The following is an 18,000-nucleotide window of genomic DNA, read 5'->3' as shown; positions in this document are numbered from 1 at the left end:
TTATGCTGGTTGCTCTGTGGCTTTCAGACTTTCTTTTGGCGCAAGAATCGTCTTATATGCGTTGTATGCCATTAGGAACATACCTGCCAAGAAGATTGCACCGCCTACGAAACGAACGAAGTAGAACGGGTAAGAAGCCTGTAGCGATTCAACAAAGCTGTAAGTCAAAGTACCGTCGGTGTTAACCGCACGCCACATCAGACCCTGCATCACACCAGAAATCCACATTGCAACGATGTATAGCACCGTACCAATTGTAGATAGCCAGAAGTGAATATTAATCAACTTGATAGAGTACATACGCTCTTGGCCGAATAGTTTAGGGATCAAGTGGTAAACAGCACCAATCGATACCATTGCAACCCAACCTAATGCACCAGAATGAACGTGTCCGATAGTCCAATCGGTATAGTGAGAAAGGGCGTTAACTGTCTTAATAGACATCATTGGGCCTTCGAAGGTCGACATACCGTAGAACGATAGAGATACCACCAAGAAGCGAAGGATTGGGTCATAGCGTAGTTTGTGCCACGCACCAGAGAGCGTCATGATACCGTTGATCATTCCCCCCCATGATGGCGCAAACAGAACCAACGACATCACCATACCCAAAGACTGAGTCCAGTCAGGAAGAGCGGTATAATGAAGGTGGTGTGGGCCTGCCCAAATGTAAAGTGAGACTAGCGCCCAGAAGTGAACGATAGACAGGCGGTAAGAATATACAGGACGACCTGCTTGCTTAGGTACAAAGTAGTACATCATCCCCAAGAAGCCCGCTGTAAGCAGGAAGCCTACCGCGTTATGTCCGTACCACCATTGGATCATGGCATCGACTGCACCTGAGTAAACCGAATAGGATTTAGTCATCGACAGTGGAATAGCCATGCTGTTAACAATATGCAGAACAGCAACGGTTAGGATGAAGGCACCAAAGAACCAGTTAGCCACATAAATATGCGACGTGTTTCTTTTGATCATTGTACCGAAGAAAACGATGGCATAGGCTACCCAGACAACAGCAATGGCGATATCAATCGGCCACTCCAGCTCTGCGTATTCTTTACCGGAAGTCCATCCCATCGGCAATGAAATTGCCGCGGATAGAATGATAGCTTGCCAGCCCCAGAAGGTGAACGACGCTAATTTCCCACCAAATAGTCTTGCCTGACATGTACGCTGTACTACGTAATAAGACGTAGCAAATAGCGCACTGGTACCGAATGCGAAAATCACTGCATTTGTGTGCAGCGGTCGTAAACGGCTATATGTCAACCAAGGAAGGTCGAAGTTTAGTGCCGGCCATACCAGCTGAGCGGCAATCAATACACCAACGCCCATTCCGACAATTCCCCAAAGGATAGTAACTAAGGTAAATTGACGAACGACCGTATAGTTGTAGTTTTGTTCAAGCTGCTTTACTTGGCTCATGTTGCATGCTTCCAATTTTAATTGTTCAACTACACTCTTTTTCCTTGTGCGAACAACAAGTTGTCGCAATGCCACCCAAAGCTTCAATAATTACAGTGTTGTTTTTTTAAACACCCCAGTAATTAAATTGCTATTTTGTTGTAAAAGTGGCATTTTCAGTGCCTTATACTACTTTAGATAACTAATGATTGACAGGGTCAAGCCCACACAATGTTTACGGTTAAGCAACATTTATGTGAAAACTTTGACCTCTGTAACATGGGAAGCACGTAAAATCATGGCTGCAGAAAAACTTACCAAAGGCAGACTTATCCAGATCCTTTTCCTTTTGACTGTGTTAATCACAGCATTTGTATGGAGAACAGTTACCTATGAACAAAACAAGGGTGAAGATATAAATGCAGTAACTTGCGAGTTAACAGCAGAAAAGTGTATTAATACGCAGGATAATAGCCATCTAAACATTTCAATCTCACCTTACCCAGTGGCTGCAAACCAAGAAGCAACAATACAAATTAATAACACAAATGTTAAACCAGAAGCGACGGTGGAAGGTGTGGGAATGTACATGGGTGTTATCCCAGTAACCTTTGAAAATACACAAGAAGGATGGTTAGGTCGATTTACTGTCCCAGAATGTATGCATGATGAAATGCAGTGGGCAGTGACAATCAACCAAGGCGAGAAAAAGATAATTGCCAACTTCATAGTAAAAAGTCATTTAGAATAAATAGCTTATAAACTTAACCTTAAAATTATAGGGTTTATAAGATTAAACCCTATAATCCACATGTAATTAACAATTTTATTTATATTAGCATACTGGATGAAAAGTCATAATTTATTCGCTGTAAATCATCTTTTTCGTCATACCACCATCAATCACGATGTTTTGCCCGGTAATAAATCCCGCCTCATCCGAAATCAAATAAGCAACCATTGAGGCAATGTCTTTAATATTCCCCACGCGACCGACGATATGTTGGTGATGATCAATGTCACTGAGTTCTTCACCAGTTGTGTTGATCCAGCCCGGAGAAATGCAGTTCACACGCACTTCAGGGCCAAGACTGGAGGCTAGGGAGTGTGTTAAAGCAACAATTCCCCCTTTGGTTGCACTGTATACCTCAGTGTTTGGCTCTGATTGTAGGGCGCGAGTAGAAGCAATATTTACAATGCATCCATTTGTCTGTTTAAGTAATTGCGAGGTATATTTTGCAAATAAGACAGGCGCGGTTAAATTTACCGCGAGTGTTTTATTCCAGTCATAGATATCTAATTCATGAATAGGGGCATTATAAGGATCAGCAATGGCAGCATTGTTAACCACTGCATCTAGGCGCCCATGCTGTGATATTATCTCGTCAATTAATGTAACAATTTGTTTTTCATTGGTGACATCAAGTTGTTTATAGCGAATTAAAGGGTTTTCAGAAACCAATTGGAAGCCAGCATTTTCATCAATATCGACTGCTATCACCAACATACTCTTAGAAAGATAATCAGCTATCCCTTTGCCAATTCCGTTTGCACCGCCTGTTACCAATACCACTTTGCTTTCCATCGATCCCTCATTCATCAACCTTACAACTGATACCCACAATAGTACTGGGTATATCTAACATTAACGGTCATTACATCCAGATCTTTAATTAATTACAATAAAAAAGCAGACACTCTAACTGATGCATGTAAGAATAAGCCTACATAGCTTCAATTGAGTTGTATTCCATTAGGTTCCCCTTGAAGTTAGTCGATAACGTTAAAAACTTAATAAATCTATAGAAAAATTTCCCCATGGATATCGCAACAAGCTTTTCTTCACAAGCAACAACATCTGATGCCATTCAAGAGGCCATCAAACATTTACAAGCAAAGCTTGCCAACCCAAAGTTAATCCTTGTTTACTTTTCAGAAAAATATGACGTTGTCACTTTTCAGGAAGCACTGAGCATTGCCTTTCCTAATGCTCAAATTCTCGGTTGTACCTCATGCCAGGGTGTTATGACTGAAGGTGGGTATCACCATGGCCAAGGTGTCGCACTGTGGGCTATCTCCGATTTTCATGGTGCCTACGGAACAGCAATTGTTTCAACAAACAATTCAAAATATGACATGGCAAGACAAGCTTTGCTTAAAGCAATCGCTAATAGCGGACGTTTTGGCGAACTCCCGGCCCTGATCGTATTGCATGCCAGCCCGGGTCACGAAGAGGAAATCATTCAGGGAATTGAAGACGAACTCTGTACATCGGTACCGATCATTGGAGGAAGTGCGGCTGATGATCATATTCAGGGAAACTGGTCCATTTTTACTCAAGAACAACACGCGCAAGAAGGTGTCGGGATCAGTGTAATATACCCGTCTTGCCATATTAGCTATTCGTTCCATTCTGGGTATGCCAGCACGGGGCAGTCAGCCAAAGCAACCAGAGTTGAGGGCAGGGAGCTGATAGAGCTTGATGGGAGACCTGCCATAGAGGTTTACCAGGAATGGATGGATGAAACCTTGGGTGAGGGAGAAAGTATCATCAGCAACAGCAGCTTGAACCCATTGGGGCGTGTTGCCGGTGTTGTGCATGAACTACCGTATTTTAAATTAGCGCACCCCCTAAATACGACGGAGCGGGGTGGCATAACACTGTTTGCTAAAGTGGAAGTCGGCGAGACCTTGTATTTCATGCAAGGCACTGAAGAACGCCTCATTACCCGAGCTGGTCGAGTCATCAATGCGGCCAGTAATATCTATGCAAATGATGCCAACCTTAATCCCATTGGGGGAATCACTATATACTGTGCCGGTTGTATGCTGCGTGTACAGCACCGCATGGAAGAAGTGGCGCATTATGTTAAGAGTGCAATGCAAACAGCTCCATTTGTTGCGCCGTTTACCTTTGGAGAACAAGGGCAATTTGTGGGTGGCGAGAATGCCCATGGTAACTTAATGATCTCTGCTGTTTTGTTTCATAAGGATTAAGCAATGGCGAACTATGAATCCGAAAAACTTCAAGAAACATTGCTTGATTTACTAAGGACCCGAGAACGAGAAAAGCAATTACGCGATGAAAACACTGCCATTTTGGCAGGTATAGCGGCTATGGCTGGTGCTAATAACAAACGCCAGGTCTTTAACAGCTTATTGTCTGTGTTGAGGAAGTACATTGGCTTTGAACACGCGCTTGTTCTAACCCGTGAAGATGAGACCGCACCGTTACAAGAGCTAGTAACAACTTGCCGCTTTTTTGAATCCAGCATTTGGCCGATAGGCAATACCTTCATCCGTTCAATGAACGGCGACAGTATCGCATTGTATGATCCAAACCAAGTTCATGAATTCAAAGAACTCTCTGCTGAGATGAGACCGTTTTGTCAGTCTGTGTTACTAACAGGGGTTAAGGTAAGTTCTGGTGATGCTTTGCTACTGTTTTTCCACTCACAAAAAGGACAGTTTACGCCAAATTGCCGTAGGGTACTTGAAAGGTTCAGGCCGCTGCTTGAGCGCGCGATCATTGACATTGATTACCGCGAGCGCCTGCAGTCTTTAGTAACTGCACGTACGCAAGAACTGACCCATAGTCAGCAGCGATTCAAAGATTTTGCGAAAACCGTCGGTGATTGGTTCTGGGAAGTCGACCCGGAATACCGGTTTACCTATATATCGTCCCCGAACCTGACCAATCATATCGTTGATAGTAATTGCATTCTCGATATTTTTGGGAGCGCTGACAAATACCGGAACCGGTTACTCAATATATTTGAGCAACAAATCGCGTTTGAAGATCTAGAATGGCGTCTCCCCGAAGAAGAAGGCGGTCTGTGGATCAGTTTGAGCGGCACGCCGTACTTTAGCAAGCAAGGGCAGTTGCTAGGCTACAGGGGAACAGCAAAAGACATTACTAGCCGAAAACAACAAATCGAAGAGATCAAACAAGCGAGACGACAAGCAGAAGAGGCCAACAAGGCCAAATCAGAGTTTCTGGCCATGATGAGCCACGAAATTCGAACACCGCTAAATGCCGTACTTGGCTTATTAGATATGCTTGGTGACTCTGGTTTGGATGGCAAGCAACAAAGCTGGGTGAATCAGATGGATCAGTCAGCTCAGCTGTTGCTGACTATCATCAATGATATTTTGGATTTATCACGAATCGAATCAACGAGCTTTGAGCTGTTTAACAGTAAACTTTGCCTATCTGATTGTATAGATCTCGTCATTACTCAGCTGCATGACCAAGCTCATAAAAAAGGGATTCACCTCAGCAGCAGTATCAGTCAGAGTGTGCCAGAACACATCATTGGGGATAAAAATCGCATCTCACAAGTCTTGTTCAACCTTGTAGGCAATGCCATCAAGTTTACCAATGATGGTTCAGTTTCAGTTGACGTAAGCAAGGTAGATAACAAGCTAGAAATGAGGATTTCTGATACAGGTATAGGTATTTCACCTGAAGCTCAGAAGCAACTGTTTAAGCCATTCAAACAGGCTGACGGCAGTATTACCCGAAAATATGGCGGCACAGGCTTAGGTTTGGCGATTAGCCAGCACTTGATCACAAAGATGCAGGGTGAAATCCAGCTCCAGAGCCAACTCGGCACAGGTAGCTGCTTTACAGTCATTTTGCCGCTAGACACCCATGAAGTCGAAGATATTGAAGCTGAAATACCAATAGCCAATGTTGAGCATCTACCAAAGCTTAATATTTTGGTGGCAGAAGATAGCCCAACAAACCAGTTAGTCGCTAAGCTGATGCTGGAAAAACGAGGCCATAGCGTAAAGATAGCCAACAATGGGCAAGAGGTTTTGGATTTAGATGATACCAGTTTAAGCCAAGTCGATATTATTCTGATGGATATTTCCATGCCGATTTTGGATGGGATAACAACGACAAAGATCTTAAGAAGCAATGGCGCGGGCATTCCAATCATAGCTTTGACTGCTAATGTCATGAAGACAGATCAGCAAGCTTATTTTGAAGCCGGCATGAATGACTTTATCGCCAAACCAATCATAGCCGAAGAGCTCGATAAAATGCTGGCAAAGTACCAGTTGCTAATCGCCAGCCAGCAATAACGTAAACATACTGACTAAAAACCGCCGAGCTCAAAGAGTTCGGCGGTTTTTCTTTAGGCTTGATGAAATCAAGCCTAGTAATTAACACCATGTTTTTAAGTACTGCTGCAAACTGACCATTTGCAGCAGTACTTAAAAATAGGTGTTAATTACCTATTTTATGGTAAATAGCCAATACTGTTAAATTGTACAGTAGTATGAGAGGCCGCATCATTAGAAGAGACAGCAGGGCAAGCGAGTACGTGGAAATCACTGTAGATACACACGTTTCTAGATGTCTTATTTAACATAAGGTACATAATGCGCACTGAGGGATAAAATATTAACAATGTCTGTCAGGTTCTTGTGGCTTATGGGTCAAGCCAGAAACGTCTACTTTTGGAGGTTTAAAATGTCTTGGAAACAGTTAGTTAAACTAGAACGCGTACCTTTTTATCTCTCAGATAATCGCTTAGCGTCTTGTGGCCACAAACGTTTGGTTATGTCCGATATTTTGTCGTTGGCTACGTTTATCGGTGCTGTCTATCAATCCGCGTTTGATTAATCGAAAAGAACTTTCAATAAACGATAATTTTGCGAGGCACATCATGCTACATGAATCCTTCGTCAAGCTGTTCTGGCGTCACTTCGACAACATCGCTGAAGCTTCAGCGTGGTTTCACGTTCGTCCCATCACCGTCAAACGTTGGTTATCCGGCCAAATCGACGTTAACCCTATGGCCGAAAAACTTCTGATTATTCGAGCTCGTGGCTATCTGCCCGATGATACTCGCTGGCAAGGATTTCGAATTGATGAAGATTATTGTGTCATCGTCACGCCAGATGGTCGCCGCTTCAGCCCCAAAGAACTGATGTCTTGGGCACTCCGTTATGATGAATACCACGCGTTAAAACGACTCTACGAATTGGACTATGTGCCCGTTCGTTCAAATGTGGTCACGCCGTTACCGTTCCGTGGCGGCCGACGGCTCAAACAACCCATGCACGAGACTGTCAGCAAAGACAAAAAGAAAAAGTACCGGAGTATTCAAACCAAGCACGCAGCTAAGAAGTAAGCTCCCTAGCCTTTACTATTTGATCCGTTAACTGACTCTAAACTAATGAGTTATTTCGTTCCCAAGTAGTTCTTCATTTGCATACTTGGAACCTCAATTACACATTCAAGGATGATCCGATGAGAAAAATATTTGTATTGTTGCTTGCTGTCTTAATCACAGCTTGTGGCGGCGGTTCTGGTTCAAGTGCTTCTGGTGAAGCTAACGCTGGTACAGAATCAGGTACACAATTTGATGGCCTATTTCTATCTGGTGAAGCTGTCATGCTGGTTGATAAAGCGAATGCTGGCAAAGTTCTCATCTCTGATGGTTCGGCCATTTTGTACTTTGACCGTATCTATACGATTGGCAATGAACTGAGGTTAACCGGTGTTGCTGCTATTGCTGATGGGTTATATTTCTACGACCCTGAGCAAGTCGTTAATATTTACTATGACGGTAATACAGCAACGGTTTCTACCACCATAAACAACGAACCATTTGTGTACTCGTTTGATCGCCAAAGCAATACGCTTGAATCGCTAGATAACCTTGTGGGTACTTTTACCGATCCTATGACGGGTGAATCTTGGTCACTCGATAGCGCTGCGAACCTAACAATCAACGCTAATTGCACGTTATCCGGCAAACTGATTAGTGAAGTATCGTTCTATCACTCGGTAGATGTTGATGCGTCAGGTTGTTCAGATACCGATTTTAATGGCAGCTATGAAGGCATGGCGTTTAATGTAACCGTGGATAGCACCAAATACTTGGCAGGTTTCATCTATAACGATGGTAAAGAAGCTTATATGTGGGGTTCTGTCCCTCTAAACTAAGCAAATCAAAAAGCCCGCAGAAATGCGGGCTTCAATACACCAAAATTAGCGTTGTTCATCATTTTGCCATTCCAGCTTCAAGATACGTTTTTCATGATGCGTTATCATTTTTTTTAGTTCGGTTAAAACAGCCTCATGTGCCTTAACTGATCGGAATAACAGATAGCAGATGATTAACGTGGGCGGATTAACGCCTATTTCGGTAAAGAGTTTTAGCAGCTCTCCCACACAAGCCCCCTAGCCTTTTTCCTTGCGAACCGTGTCGAACAAGCCGATAAACATGGCAGCAATGACCGGGATTGTACCGCCCAATTGCGCACCGGATTCACCGACTGTCACGGTGACCAAATCACTATTGCCTGTCAGTAAACCAACCGCAGCACTGCCAAGCAACATCAAGCCAGTTTTGGTACTGGACTGTTTCAAATCAATCATAACCATCCTTTTTTACGTAGAAATTTGAGTGTATACGCGCCGATAATCACGCCTGCAACGCTGATTGCTACCGAAGTAGCGGCTTTCTTGGTTGTCATGCCAATGCGACTCCTTCCATGACGTCCTTGATTTGATACTGGCGGCCGACTTCCATCCGGGCCATGGCCTGAATCAACACTGCAGCGGTGTTATCGTTGGTCGCATCGAGAGCCTGGTACTTGCCGTAACCTGTCCAGCTGGCAACCATATTGGCGTAATGGTCACTGTCATTTTCATGGCTCGGCGCGAATGTGTGGATGATATCGTTAATCGTTGTGATCCCGCGCTTTTGGTAGCTGCGCAGGATGCGGGCTGCGGCTCGGAAGCCCCATTTATCATCTTCGAAAATAACAAAGCGACCATCGCTCGACACTTGGCCGCGCCAGTTATTGTGTTTGCTGTATTCGATATTTAGCGGATTGTGGTTGCGGATACCCCGCGGCATTCCGGTAGTCATGTCTTCGTTCATCCATGTGTTATTTGTTGGTTGGCGTGGCTGGTCACTTGAAGCGACCAGCTCTTTGCGGCTATTGAGCCATAACAGCACCATGGCAAGTGCTATCAGCCATTTCATTGATAGAACCCGACACCGATGGGCATCATGCTGTACTGATACCAGATATGCCATAAGACGGGATTGGCCTGTAACGCCTGATACTCATCAACGCTATATTGAACGGTTAACGAGTCAGGCTTGATATCAATAATTTCCGCACTTTGGTAGTCCTTGATATTGGTAATGAAGTGCTGCCGCGGGTTATGGAAATACGGGAAATGCCTGCTATTTTTGTAGCAAACTTGGTTGTTGTCCAAGAACTCGAATTCCGGAAACATCCCATGATAAATGAACTGCGAGTAGCCATGCGGGTTGGTCTGGTTGATGAACGCTTTCGGATCTGCACCATGAATAGTGGCATGCCATAGTGCGGCGTTGTAAACGTAGCAATAACCCCGTGCATCAGAAATTTCCAAGAACGGCGCCACCATACAGCGTGGCGAGACACCATGCATATAGAGGCTCATTTCCCCAGATTCAACCGTCATCGGGTTATCGATAGCGACATTGTCTTTGAGTTCATACTCGCGAACGGCATCCACGTAATCCACTTTCATCGTGCCGTCTGTGTCGACTTTCATCATGGCAATGCCGACTTTGACTTTTGTCCCTGACCAGCCCGTTATCGAAAAACGCGCTTTGAGCTTGTCATGGTCAAGGCCATTGAATGGCACGGTTGCCACCTGATACAAAGTAAACGCTTTTGCCCTGCATTCTAGTACGCCACTTGCACGGTCAAAGGTATCAGCCCAAGTGAAATAGCGGCCTGTGTTATAGAAAGTCGCCTCCTGACTTTCAGCATACGGCAGCTCGACCGCCCAGCTGTCGCTGACCAGCATTGAACCACGGCCATTGCCAATGGCTAAATCCAGGTTCGGCGTTTGACCTTCAACCATGGTCATTTTGTTAAAGTCGGTCACATTGGATTGTGATTCATATACCTCATTGAACTGAGGGTTAGCCAGCAGGTTGACTGCTTTGTTCTGCAAACGGCTGTACAAGTCATTGGCAACGCGTTCGAACTCTTCTGCCAAGTATTCAACTTTGTTCCGTGGACTCCCTACGGGCAGACGTTCCTTTAATGTCTTTTCTGTCATCGTGTGACCTCGATAATTTGGATTTCATCACCGTCAGTACCCGCAAAACTCAGTGCGGCGGTGGTTTCAAGTTTGAGCTGTTCGCCTGCTGCCAATGTCCAGCCAGTGCCTAGCGTGATTGCATCTACGTTAGTTGAGCTGGCTTTCAACAAAACGTGACAGCGTGACGTATTGGCATTCAGCTCTGCGACGCCCTCAGTGATAGCCAATTCACTGGCTGCCATGCTTTCGCCGCCAACGGGTTTGGTCAGCATTGGCGTGGTGGCATAGACGCGAACCGCTTGCCCGCTTTCCAGTTTGACCCGGGGAAGTTCGGTCACGGCGACCTGCTGGCCTGCTGCCAACGAGACATCAGGAAGTTGTGACACGGTCACTTGCTGGTTGTCTTCCAGCTCCACCTTAGGAAGCTGGGTGATATTGACTGACTGGTTCGCCTCAAGCTCCACCTTAGGTAACCGCGATACCACTACCGCCTGTCCGTCCACTAATGCCACTTGCGGTAGCTGTGCAACATTTACCTGTTGGCCGGGTGACAGGGTCACTGATGGCATTTGTGTAACCGCTACTTCTTGCCCGTCAGTTGGCGGAATATAGCGGCCAAAGCCACAAATGATGGTGACTGCCCCAGCCTCGCCCATGTTCTCAACAGTCACGCGGCCTGTCAGTTGCGGGTCGATAATCTGAGCGCCCTGCTTCAAGCGGTAATCGCCACGCTCAGTGGTGATAGATACCGACTCAGTACACGCCTCGATATACATGAACTCGCCCACGGCTTGAAACTGTGAACGCTGGCGCGGCTGCATGATTTGGTGAAAGTTCATCGCTTACCCCCAAGCATCATGATCGCCATGAATGTCATTACCAAACCCACAACGATGGTCATTTGTCGGCTCGTTGCCACTTGGCCGCCATCGGAGTTCATTGTTGCCAGTTCCGTTAAGGCTTCTAGGTTTTCTGTGTTCTGTGCGGCTTGGCTTCCGGCTAATCCGGCGACCATTTGCAGGTTTTCGTGGTGGGCTTGGCTCACTTCTTCAATGGCGTTATTGCTTAGTTCGGCATTAAGCTGCATCGCATCACCACCGAATTGAAGCGCACCTTCTAGCGAATCACGGCCAAAGTTCATGGCTTCATCGATGGCATCTTTACCAAAGCCGAGTGCCTTATCGACCGAGCGCTCTCCCATATCTAAGGCGGCTTTAGATACTTCAGTGTTACTTTTCAATGCCTCTGTGGTGACTTGGGTGTTGCTACTTAATGCAAGCTCTCCCATTTCGGCCGCTCGTTCCATGGCCCCATGATCGGTCATCGTGACATTGATATCGGAATCATTGACGCCGGATAGCATCAAGCCATTATTATCACCACTGGCAGCAGCCGAACCGCTAATGTTGTCGGTGTTATTCGTGGTATTGGTTGTAGTGGTAGTCTTGTTACTACTCTTACTCTTCCCGCCCATAATCTGCCTTAATCATCAAATATCCTTCCCCGTCCTTACCATCTTCAAACACTGGCAAGCCGATCATGCGTAAGTAACGCAGTTGAGCTGGGCGCATGGTATGGCACCGGATGAAACGGCAGCCAAGCTGCCGACCATATTCAAACAGTGCTAATGCTCCCGCTTTCAAATCCCCAGCAAAGGCAACGGCGACAAGTTCAAGGTCATCATTGGGATATTGCTCAACCCTAATTAACGCGTAAGAATCCCCGATTTGATAAACAGCTTCCCTGCCTGCCAGTACTTCCCTGTAAGCCTCTTTGGCATAATCACCCAATGCAGATTCAAGTAAGGGGATCGCTTCTTTCCATGTGCATGGCTTCAAAATCATTTCTTCACCATGATGTAGAAAACGGCGACACCCGCCAGTAACAATGCCCACGTTGGAATACCGTTGTTACTGCCCATGTTGATTGAGCCACCTTTGAAGCCCGACTCATTGCTGGTTGAATTGCTATTGGTTGTTGTGCTGGTTGCAGTAGATGGCCCTGCCGAACCACCTTGCAAACCACCACCGCCAGTTAGTGAGGTCATTGCACCAAACATTACTTCACGACTCCTGTAATATTGAGCAGCCATAGCAACATCAGAACAGCCACCAAGATTTTGAAAGTACGAGCGAAGGATTCGCCGCTAAACAAACCAGTGACATAACCAATGGTTCCGGTCAGTAAAGGCCAAAATAGAAACGGCATTATTTCCCCCTAAGCAGAACAACCATAGCGAGCAAAACCATACCGCCCCCCATCAGCATCATGGGAGTGTTGTTTGATGGCATGGTATAAATCGGTTGTCCTGTCGGTTGCTGTGCTGGCTCTTGATGTTGAGGTGTCCGGTTTTCTTCCGGTGCAGCCGAGGCGACTTTATTAGCCTCGTTATCGAACCAAGAATCTAACCAGGCTTCACCACCTGTTGCAGCGGTATCCCAAACCCCGCCCAGTGTTTCCCCAAGGCTATCAAGTAGACTCATCGCGCCCCCTTAGCCTTTGGTCGGCAATGCGTTTACCTGTTCGACGGCTTCGATGATCACCGGTACGCTACCGACTTCCGATTTATCCAGCTCAAATGCGAGTTGGCTACGGGCGGCAGTATTCAACATGCCATCAGCACCAAAGCCGTAACGGATGAAATCGAGGCTAAACCAATCAGGGTTTTGCTCTTTCTTGGCCTGCGCCAAGTCGTAAGCGTTATCTTCTTTGGTGACGTTCATTTCTTCGAAGTTGTCACGCAGAACGCGAACACGATCGACGGAGCTATCAAGGAAATGGATGCGCTTGAGGTTCAGTGCCGGGCTACGTTCAGAGAAATCAAACGGCGTGCGGCCTGTTGCCGAAGCAAACCAAGTGAGTTCATAGATACGCGGCATGTAGTAACGAACCGATTGTGCTGGCAGCACATGGGCACGGGCGCGGATACTTGGCGCGGTCGTTCCGGCTAGTTTTGACTTGAGGGTGATATACACAAACCAGATTTCCCCAGCCAAGGTGACAAGGTCAGTTTGGCGTACACCAATCTTGGTGCGCAGCGTGGCATCACCAAAGGAAATGACATAGCGCCCGTCTTGAGCGTAGTTCTTGCGGTGGGCTTGTAGCTTGACCAGCGTTTCACCAGTGATATTGATTTTGGCCGAACCATTCAATGACACTTCAATACGTTCAATGTCGCTTGGATCGGTAATGTCCGTAACCAGTTCAATGCTGTGGTACGTTGGTCCCGATACCAGACGCAGTGACGCACGGTTGCCCCAACCTACACCCTCAACCGGGTCTAGCTCTTTGGGGCGTGGCGCGAATGGGGTTTGCACTAATTCCATAATGCAGCCCCTTATCCGATTGCGTCTTCAACGGCATCAACGTTGTTCGATGCCCAGACAACCGCGCCAGCGACCATTAAAGCGATCACCCCGGTGATCACATAGCCCTTAGTTTTTGCACTCATGATGTTTGCTCTCTGTTGGTTAACAAAAGTTCCCCATCAGGAAAGCAAGTGATTTGGTTTTAAGGCAAGCACAAAAAAGCCCGCTAAGGCTATAGGTTAGCGGGCTTGAAGATTGTGTGAAATAAATCAAGAAATAGAGCTAATATCGCTCTCTAATTCTTTAACTATTGTAGATATTCGTTTTCCAAAAAATTCATCGACTTTTGTGTCTGGAAGCTTATCAACAGCTTTCATCCCTAAGTATGTCGAAAGTACTGTTCGTTTATCCTTAACGCCAAACTCATCAAAATTAACTATGTATCTATGTTTTCTTTTATCTGTTATCTTAGACTCATGAAATGTTTTGACGAACTTTTTAACATTTACTTTTCCCTGAACACCAAATCGAGCACATAACTTTTGAACGGTAAAGTCCATTTCCCGTAACAACTGCATATCATTTATTTGTGAGAAATAAAAAAGCCACCCTCTTTTAGTATCTTGGAATATACAGCCCGTTATACGTAAATTTAATCGCCACTCCAAAATTGACAAATGGCGATTAAATTGCTCTATGTCAGACTTTGTGCTCAATGAACGATATGGTTTGGTTTTATATTTGAATGTTGTGAAAATCTTAGCTAGGGAAGATTCAAGCTTGTAAACACTTGACTTTCTAACTGTTATATCACCATCTTTAAAAAGGTACCCTAAGTAAGAAAAGGATTCGGATATGTGCCCCCTCTCGCTTTTATCATTCTCATCATCAAGGGAATGACTTTCTAAGTTTAGCTTTTCAAATTCATCAGAGAGTGTATTGAGAATACTATCTACAGTATTCCCATTACATAAAATCACTATATCGTCAACATATCTTAGATAGTAGCAGTTTAATTTCTTAATTTTATCATCCAAGTCTTTGAGATAGACTTCTGCTAATATATTTGAAATCGCTAATCCTTGAGGAACACCTCTTGTATTAAAAGGCGCCGACTTGTCTGGCTTTGCTACAGTTGCAGTTCTTAGAGCGCTTAAAATTATCTCTTTGGCTTCTTTCTTCCTAAACTTTACACCAAGCTTTTTTAGTAAAATATGATGCTCTATCGATGGGTAAAATTTCTGTATGTCAATTTTCAAAAAAGTGTTGTAGTTTGACTTTTCAATTTCACCCTTTAATTTTTCTATTTTTATTTTGGGTATTTCTTGAATAACATCATTTTTATATATTCCTTGCAGGTAATTTGACAGAATTTTAAGGGTTATACGGTCTCGAATTGTAGGTATTGATATTTGTCTAGGCGGCTTACATGAACCTTTAGATACAAGCTTTTCTTTATATTGTGTAAACTTATAAGTTCTATTAAATATTTTCCTATTGATTATTTCAGTTTCCTCATCAATTTTTTTAATGAAAATATCAGAGCTAACTCCGTCATTACCAATAGTCCCACTACCATGAATATAGTTTAGGTATGTATCCTTTATATTCTTTGTTTTAAAATCTCTATTAAAGACCAGATAAGGTTGCAAGGCCATAAATTACACCTACTACAAAAGGAGCCCATGATAAAATAAAGCCCAATAGACTTAAGTTGTTATCTACATCTAGCATTTCTCGCTCAGATTCTTTTAAAGGTCTTGTTATTCCAGCCTTATTAAACCTAGCTTTAATATCATCTATACTTGAATGATTTTCTGTCTGATGCAATAGATTAAAATATTGTTCTCTAATTATTTTTAATTCTATGTTGTTTTTTGTATCTTCTGCTTCTTTTGCTAAATAGTATAGCTTCTGTAGGTTTATGTAATTCTCTTTTAGCTCGACGCCGCGACCTTTATAATTACTATTTGAAATAAATAATGATAATACAAGTATAATCGTGCTTAATAAACACAAAGCAACATTATCAAACTTCGTTGATTTATAAACTAAAAAAATCACCGATAGACATACACTCAACAAAGAGTACGATATTAGTAATACCTGACAATGTTTTTCTTTTGCTAGTAGCCTTTGCGAAGTTTGTATTCTCGCAATTCTTGTAAACCAAATGTTATCTGAAAGCTTTGACAATGTTACCACCCTAAGTTAAAGGGCTTGACTAATGGATTAATTACTAAGCATTAACGCTATATCAAGATATAGCCAGGAGGGAAATAATATCATCTACTATCCCCTCAATGATTAAAAATCATTATTTATTACCATCACCCAGTCAAACTAGGTCTCTGTCATTAGCCAAGCCATGTGTATGATGGCGCATATGTAAGGGCTTGTAAATGAACATTTCATTTAAAAGACTGAAATCGTTACCTTTCTCACCATGAAATCTCCGATGTCACATATTCTTTTCCGTCTTGTAAAATATATTGGAGCTTTTTTAGCTGGGTAATATCACCTGCCGGTATCCCTGTCTTTTGCTGCAAGTACCGCGCACTATCATCAGCTTTCTGCATCATCACACAGGCGAACTGACAGTTATCAATAATTGTTTTCGATACTTCCTGCCCACGCTGGAACATGTTGATGGAATGAAGACCAAACTTACGCCCTAGCCTCAAGATTTTGCCGTGGTAGCCCGTGGCTTTGCCAGCAGTGCTGGTATGCTCGGCAACTTCTTCGCAGATCACCTTTAGTGGTTTCTTGTGCTTACCATTCCCCATTCCCCAAACGACCATGCAGAATTTATCGAAATCTTCCTCTGTAGTTTCGTGCTTGGGATAGTAGGCGATCTTAAAGCCTTGGTTGGTCTTGCGCCCGGCAATTAACGCAGCAGCAAAGGCTTTTAATGTGGCATAGATGCGAACCTGGCGCCCGGCTAATTGTCCTTCGTAATCGCCCAGTGGGTCAAAAATGGCAACTTGGTCGGTTGGTTTGATAAACAGCTTTTTGGCTGCGGAAGTTTTCCCGCAGCCAGACATACCAACCACATAGACATGATGATTACTCAGCGCATTGTTTTGGTTGATAGGTTGTAGTTTCAAGCGGCCTCCTGCTGTTTATCATCATTAGCGGCTTTCTTGGCCTTTTTAGCCAATTCAATATCTTCAACTTTAAGGCTACGAACCTGCATATAACTCGATAAGCCGAGCATACCAATGGCAGCTACAGCCATGATTTCATCCATGTACTTAGCCAACCAAGGCGGCGGATTGCCGCCGTATTTCACAATCAGCGGTGCGATCTTTTCGGCTACGCTTTCGGCCTGTTTCGGATCAAATTCAAACCGTGGGTGAACCATGGTTTTCATGGTCTGCTCGATAGTCATCAAGCCCACAAACACCATCGCGCTAGCGGCCTGAGTTTCCATTTCCTGCTGCTGTACTTGGGTATCGGCGGCGGTTGGGTCAAAGTCTTCATCCAAGCTGTTGATGAAGTCTTTTTCATCTTGCTCATTGTGGGTTTCCAACCCTTCGTTGGTATTTAGCTCGTCTTCATTGGCGGCTAGTTGTTCGGTTTCCATAATATTATCTCTCTAATAATTAAAATCGGGCAATCGCACCGCCAGTCAGTGCACCAAGTACGACGCCAGCAATGATTGATTTCCAACTGAACGGTTTTGCATCCTGTTGGGTTTCTGGTTTGGGTTCAGTTTGGCTTGATTGCGGTTCATCCTTGGTGCTATCAATACCAAGCTCGGCTTGTTCCGGTTCGATATTCGCCTCCCTTTCGGCTACTGATTCCACGGATGGCGGGGCTTGCTCAGCATCTTGCAGTGCTTCAATACTTGGGTAATGCTGCTCAAAGCGTGACTGCCAGAATGTTCCGGTTTGTTGGTTAGTACCGCAGTCATCACAAATCGCATATAGGTACTTTGAACGCTTACCCCTTGCTCGGTGGATGGTGCGAACATTGCCGCACTCACACCGATTAATCCCTTCGACCTTGTTGGCCGACGCACGAACGGGCATTGATTCAGCCATGTTTCCCCCTTTGCTCTAATTCCATCAGTTTGTTGTTTACACCTTGCATCCAGACCAGCACCAAACGGAGCGGAGACATGATTTTGCTGGCGAACGGGTTTTTCGCCGCCTTGTTTACTTCGCCTTTGAGCTGGTCAGTGATTTGGTTCAGTTCTTCCATGTGTTA

General features: G+C 44.5%; 23 protein-coding genes. 5 read left to right on the top strand and 18 right to left on the bottom strand.

Translation table 11 applies throughout. From position 1 onward, the window contains the following. Window positions 1–1,428 carry a cytochrome-c oxidase, cbb3-type subunit I gene (gene ccoN / locus ACXAGQ_RS25385; RefSeq protein ID WP_475257690.1) on the bottom strand — a complete coding sequence of 476 codons (1,428 nt, stop codon included), beginning with the start codon at window positions 1,426–1,428 and terminating at the stop codon, window positions 1–3. A gap of 235 nt (window positions 1,429–1,663) precedes the next feature. Here ccoN and ACXAGQ_RS25380 point away from each other — a divergent pair, with 235 nt between their 5' ends. Next, the gene (locus ACXAGQ_RS25380) at window positions 1,664–2,158 is read left to right on the top strand and encodes a hypothetical protein (RefSeq protein ID WP_475257688.1); all 495 of its coding nucleotides are present in this window, start codon (window positions 1,664–1,666) and stop codon (window positions 2,156–2,158) included. A 111-nt stretch (window positions 2,159–2,269) separates the two neighbouring features. Here the strand turns inward: ACXAGQ_RS25380 and ACXAGQ_RS25375 are convergent, their stop codons facing one another. Continuing rightward, on the bottom strand, window positions 2,270–2,992 hold the full coding sequence (locus ACXAGQ_RS25375; RefSeq protein ID WP_475257686.1) for an SDR family oxidoreductase: 723 nt from the start codon (window positions 2,990–2,992) through the stop codon (window positions 2,270–2,272). A gap of 233 nt (window positions 2,993–3,225) precedes the next feature. Between ACXAGQ_RS25375 and ACXAGQ_RS25370 the strand changes: the two genes are divergently transcribed. The 4 genes from ACXAGQ_RS25370 to ACXAGQ_RS25355 all read left to right on the top strand — a co-directional run bounded on the left by ACXAGQ_RS25370 (window position 3,226) and on the right by ACXAGQ_RS25355 (window position 8,371). After that, window positions 3,226–4,404, top strand: coding sequence for an FIST signal transduction protein (locus tag ACXAGQ_RS25370; protein ID WP_475257685.1), 1,179 nt, complete (start codon window positions 3,226–3,228; stop codon window positions 4,402–4,404). Window positions 4,405–4,407: 3 nt separating this feature from the next. Beyond that, window positions 4,408–6,498 (top strand): hybrid sensor histidine kinase/response regulator, encoded by a 2,091-nt coding sequence (locus tag ACXAGQ_RS25365; RefSeq protein ID WP_475257684.1) that lies wholly within the window; start codon window positions 4,408–4,410, stop codon window positions 6,496–6,498. Window positions 6,499–7,085: 587 nt separating this feature from the next. Continuing rightward, on the top strand, window positions 7,086–7,553 hold the full coding sequence (locus tag ACXAGQ_RS25360) for a phage protein (protein WP_475257683.1): 468 nt from the start codon (window positions 7,086–7,088) through the stop codon (window positions 7,551–7,553). 119 nt (window positions 7,554–7,672) lie between these two features. Continuing rightward, entirely contained in the window at window positions 7,673–8,371 is a 699-nt protein-coding gene (locus ACXAGQ_RS25355; protein WP_475257682.1) for a hypothetical protein, read from the top strand. A gap of 237 nt (window positions 8,372–8,608) precedes the next feature. Here the strand turns inward: ACXAGQ_RS25355 and ACXAGQ_RS25350 are convergent, their stop codons facing one another. From ACXAGQ_RS25350 to ACXAGQ_RS25275, 16 genes are all read right to left on the bottom strand, one after another. Beyond that, window positions 8,609–8,806 carry a hypothetical protein gene (locus ACXAGQ_RS25350; protein ID WP_475257681.1) on the bottom strand — a complete coding sequence of 66 codons (198 nt, stop codon included), beginning with the start codon at window positions 8,804–8,806 and terminating at the stop codon, window positions 8,609–8,611. A 94-nt stretch (window positions 8,807–8,900) separates the two neighbouring features. Next, entirely contained in the window at window positions 8,901–9,419 is a 519-nt protein-coding gene (locus ACXAGQ_RS25345) for a virion protein (protein ID WP_475257680.1), read from the bottom strand. Further along, the gene (locus ACXAGQ_RS25340; RefSeq protein ID WP_475257679.1) at window positions 9,416–10,498 is read right to left on the bottom strand and encodes a hypothetical protein; all 1,083 of its coding nucleotides are present in this window, start codon (window positions 10,496–10,498) and stop codon (window positions 9,416–9,418) included. Before ACXAGQ_RS25340 ends, ACXAGQ_RS25345 begins: the two co-directional genes overlap by 4 nt. Beyond that, a complete protein-coding gene (locus ACXAGQ_RS25335; RefSeq protein ID WP_475257678.1) occupies window positions 10,495–11,319 on the bottom strand; it encodes a hypothetical protein in 825 nt (274 codons plus the stop codon). The genes ACXAGQ_RS25340 and ACXAGQ_RS25335 overlap by 4 nt, the downstream gene beginning before the upstream one ends. Further along, window positions 11,316–11,954, bottom strand: coding sequence for a chemotaxis protein (locus ACXAGQ_RS25330; RefSeq protein ID WP_475240976.1), 639 nt, complete (start codon window positions 11,952–11,954; stop codon window positions 11,316–11,318). Before ACXAGQ_RS25330 ends, ACXAGQ_RS25335 begins: the two co-directional genes overlap by 4 nt. Further along, window positions 11,938–12,324, bottom strand: coding sequence for a hypothetical protein (locus ACXAGQ_RS25325; protein WP_475240978.1), 387 nt, complete (start codon window positions 12,322–12,324; stop codon window positions 11,938–11,940). Before ACXAGQ_RS25325 ends, ACXAGQ_RS25330 begins: the two co-directional genes overlap by 17 nt. After that, window positions 12,321–12,539, bottom strand: a complete 219-nt coding sequence (locus tag ACXAGQ_RS25320) for a hypothetical protein (protein WP_475240979.1) — start codon at window positions 12,537–12,539, stop codon at window positions 12,321–12,323. The genes ACXAGQ_RS25325 and ACXAGQ_RS25320 overlap by 4 nt, the downstream gene beginning before the upstream one ends. Next, entirely contained in the window at window positions 12,539–12,688 is a 150-nt protein-coding gene (locus ACXAGQ_RS25315; protein ID WP_475240980.1) for a hypothetical protein, read from the bottom strand. Before ACXAGQ_RS25315 ends, ACXAGQ_RS25320 begins: the two co-directional genes overlap by 1 nt. Continuing rightward, a complete protein-coding gene (locus ACXAGQ_RS25310) occupies window positions 12,688–12,963 on the bottom strand; it encodes a hypothetical protein (RefSeq protein ID WP_475257677.1) in 276 nt (91 codons plus the stop codon). Before ACXAGQ_RS25310 ends, ACXAGQ_RS25315 begins: the two co-directional genes overlap by 1 nt. A gap of 9 nt (window positions 12,964–12,972) precedes the next feature. Next, complete coding sequence (locus tag ACXAGQ_RS25305) at window positions 12,973–13,806, bottom strand: major capsid protein P2 (RefSeq protein WP_475257676.1); 834 nt, start codon at window positions 13,804–13,806, stop codon at window positions 12,973–12,975. Between the two features lie 251 nt (window positions 13,807–14,057). Beyond that, window positions 14,058–15,446, bottom strand: a complete 1,389-nt coding sequence (locus ACXAGQ_RS25300; protein ID WP_475257675.1) for a reverse transcriptase domain-containing protein — start codon at window positions 15,444–15,446, stop codon at window positions 14,058–14,060. Beyond that, on the bottom strand, window positions 15,418–15,984 hold the full coding sequence (locus ACXAGQ_RS25295) for an SLATT domain-containing protein (protein ID WP_475257674.1): 567 nt from the start codon (window positions 15,982–15,984) through the stop codon (window positions 15,418–15,420). The genes ACXAGQ_RS25300 and ACXAGQ_RS25295 overlap by 29 nt, the downstream gene beginning before the upstream one ends. A gap of 245 nt (window positions 15,985–16,229) precedes the next feature. Beyond that, the gene (locus ACXAGQ_RS25290; protein WP_475258070.1) at window positions 16,230–16,832 is read right to left on the bottom strand and encodes an ATP-binding protein; all 603 of its coding nucleotides are present in this window, start codon (window positions 16,830–16,832) and stop codon (window positions 16,230–16,232) included. A 59-nt stretch (window positions 16,833–16,891) separates the two neighbouring features. Then, window positions 16,892–17,374, bottom strand: coding sequence for a hypothetical protein (locus tag ACXAGQ_RS25285; protein WP_475257673.1), 483 nt, complete (start codon window positions 17,372–17,374; stop codon window positions 16,892–16,894). 19 nt (window positions 17,375–17,393) lie between these two features. After that, complete coding sequence (locus ACXAGQ_RS25280) at window positions 17,394–17,834, bottom strand: hypothetical protein (RefSeq protein WP_475257672.1); 441 nt, start codon at window positions 17,832–17,834, stop codon at window positions 17,394–17,396. Continuing rightward, window positions 17,827–17,994: a hypothetical protein gene (locus tag ACXAGQ_RS25275; protein WP_475257671.1), complete on the bottom strand. Its 168-nt coding sequence runs from the start codon at window positions 17,992–17,994 to the stop codon at window positions 17,827–17,829. Before ACXAGQ_RS25275 ends, ACXAGQ_RS25280 begins: the two co-directional genes overlap by 8 nt. Between the last annotated feature and the right edge of the window lie 6 nt (window positions 17,995–18,000).

The organism is Photobacterium sp. ABD4_091, from assembly GCF_056160145.1.
Note: the sequence above shows the minus strand (reverse complement) of the source record. Positions and strands in the feature narration are given on the sequence as shown.

Bases quoted from the DNA above. Each gene is read 5' to 3' on its own strand.
- ccoN (WP_475257690.1), bottom strand. From the start codon at position 1,428: ATGAGCCAAGTAAAGCAGCTTGAACAAAACTACAACTATACGGTCGTT.
- ACXAGQ_RS25375 (WP_475257686.1), bottom strand. From the start codon at position 2,992: ATGGAAAGCAAAGTGGTATTGGTAACAGGCGGTGCAAACGGAATTGGC.
- ACXAGQ_RS25370 (WP_475257685.1), top strand. From the start codon at position 3,226: ATGGATATCGCAACAAGCTTTTCTTCACAAGCAACAACATCTGATGCC.
- ACXAGQ_RS25365 (WP_475257684.1), top strand. From the start codon at position 4,408: ATGGCGAACTATGAATCCGAAAAACTTCAAGAAACATTGCTTGATTTA.
- ACXAGQ_RS25360 (WP_475257683.1), top strand. From the start codon at position 7,086: ATGCTACATGAATCCTTCGTCAAGCTGTTCTGGCGTCACTTCGACAAC.
- ACXAGQ_RS25355 (WP_475257682.1), top strand. From the start codon at position 7,673: ATGAGAAAAATATTTGTATTGTTGCTTGCTGTCTTAATCACAGCTTGT.
- ACXAGQ_RS25350 (WP_475257681.1), bottom strand. From the start codon at position 8,806: ATGATTGATTTGAAACAGTCCAGTACCAAAACTGGCTTGATGTTGCTT.
- ACXAGQ_RS25345 (WP_475257680.1), bottom strand. From the start codon at position 9,419: ATGAAATGGCTGATAGCACTTGCCATGGTGCTGTTATGGCTCAATAGC.
- ACXAGQ_RS25340 (WP_475257679.1), bottom strand. From the start codon at position 10,498: ATGACAGAAAAGACATTAAAGGAACGTCTGCCCGTAGGGAGTCCACGG.
- ACXAGQ_RS25335 (WP_475257678.1), bottom strand. From the start codon at position 11,319: ATGAACTTTCACCAAATCATGCAGCCGCGCCAGCGTTCACAGTTTCAA.
- ACXAGQ_RS25330 (WP_475240976.1), bottom strand. From the start codon at position 11,954: ATGGGCGGGAAGAGTAAGAGTAGTAACAAGACTACCACTACAACCAAT.
- ACXAGQ_RS25325 (WP_475240978.1), bottom strand. From the start codon at position 12,324: ATGATTTTGAAGCCATGCACATGGAAAGAAGCGATCCCCTTACTTGAA.
- ACXAGQ_RS25320 (WP_475240979.1), bottom strand. From the start codon at position 12,539: ATGTTTGGTGCAATGACCTCACTAACTGGCGGTGGTGGTTTGCAAGGT.
- ACXAGQ_RS25315 (WP_475240980.1), bottom strand. From the start codon at position 12,688: ATGCCGTTTCTATTTTGGCCTTTACTGACCGGAACCATTGGTTATGTC.
- ACXAGQ_RS25310 (WP_475257677.1), bottom strand. From the start codon at position 12,963: ATGAGTCTACTTGATAGCCTTGGGGAAACACTGGGCGGGGTTTGGGAT.
- ACXAGQ_RS25305 (WP_475257676.1), bottom strand. From the start codon at position 13,806: ATGGAATTAGTGCAAACCCCATTCGCGCCACGCCCCAAAGAGCTAGAC.
- ACXAGQ_RS25300 (WP_475257675.1), bottom strand. From the start codon at position 15,446: ATGGCCTTGCAACCTTATCTGGTCTTTAATAGAGATTTTAAAACAAAG.
- ACXAGQ_RS25290 (WP_475258070.1), bottom strand. From the start codon at position 16,832: ATGTCTGGCTGCGGGAAAACTTCCGCAGCCAAAAAGCTGTTTATCAAA.
- ACXAGQ_RS25285 (WP_475257673.1), bottom strand. From the start codon at position 17,374: ATGGAAACCGAACAACTAGCCGCCAATGAAGACGAGCTAAATACCAAC.
- ACXAGQ_RS25280 (WP_475257672.1), bottom strand. From the start codon at position 17,834: ATGGCTGAATCAATGCCCGTTCGTGCGTCGGCCAACAAGGTCGAAGGG.
- ACXAGQ_RS25275 (WP_475257671.1), bottom strand. From the start codon at position 17,994: ATGGAAGAACTGAACCAAATCACTGACCAGCTCAAAGGCGAAGTAAAC.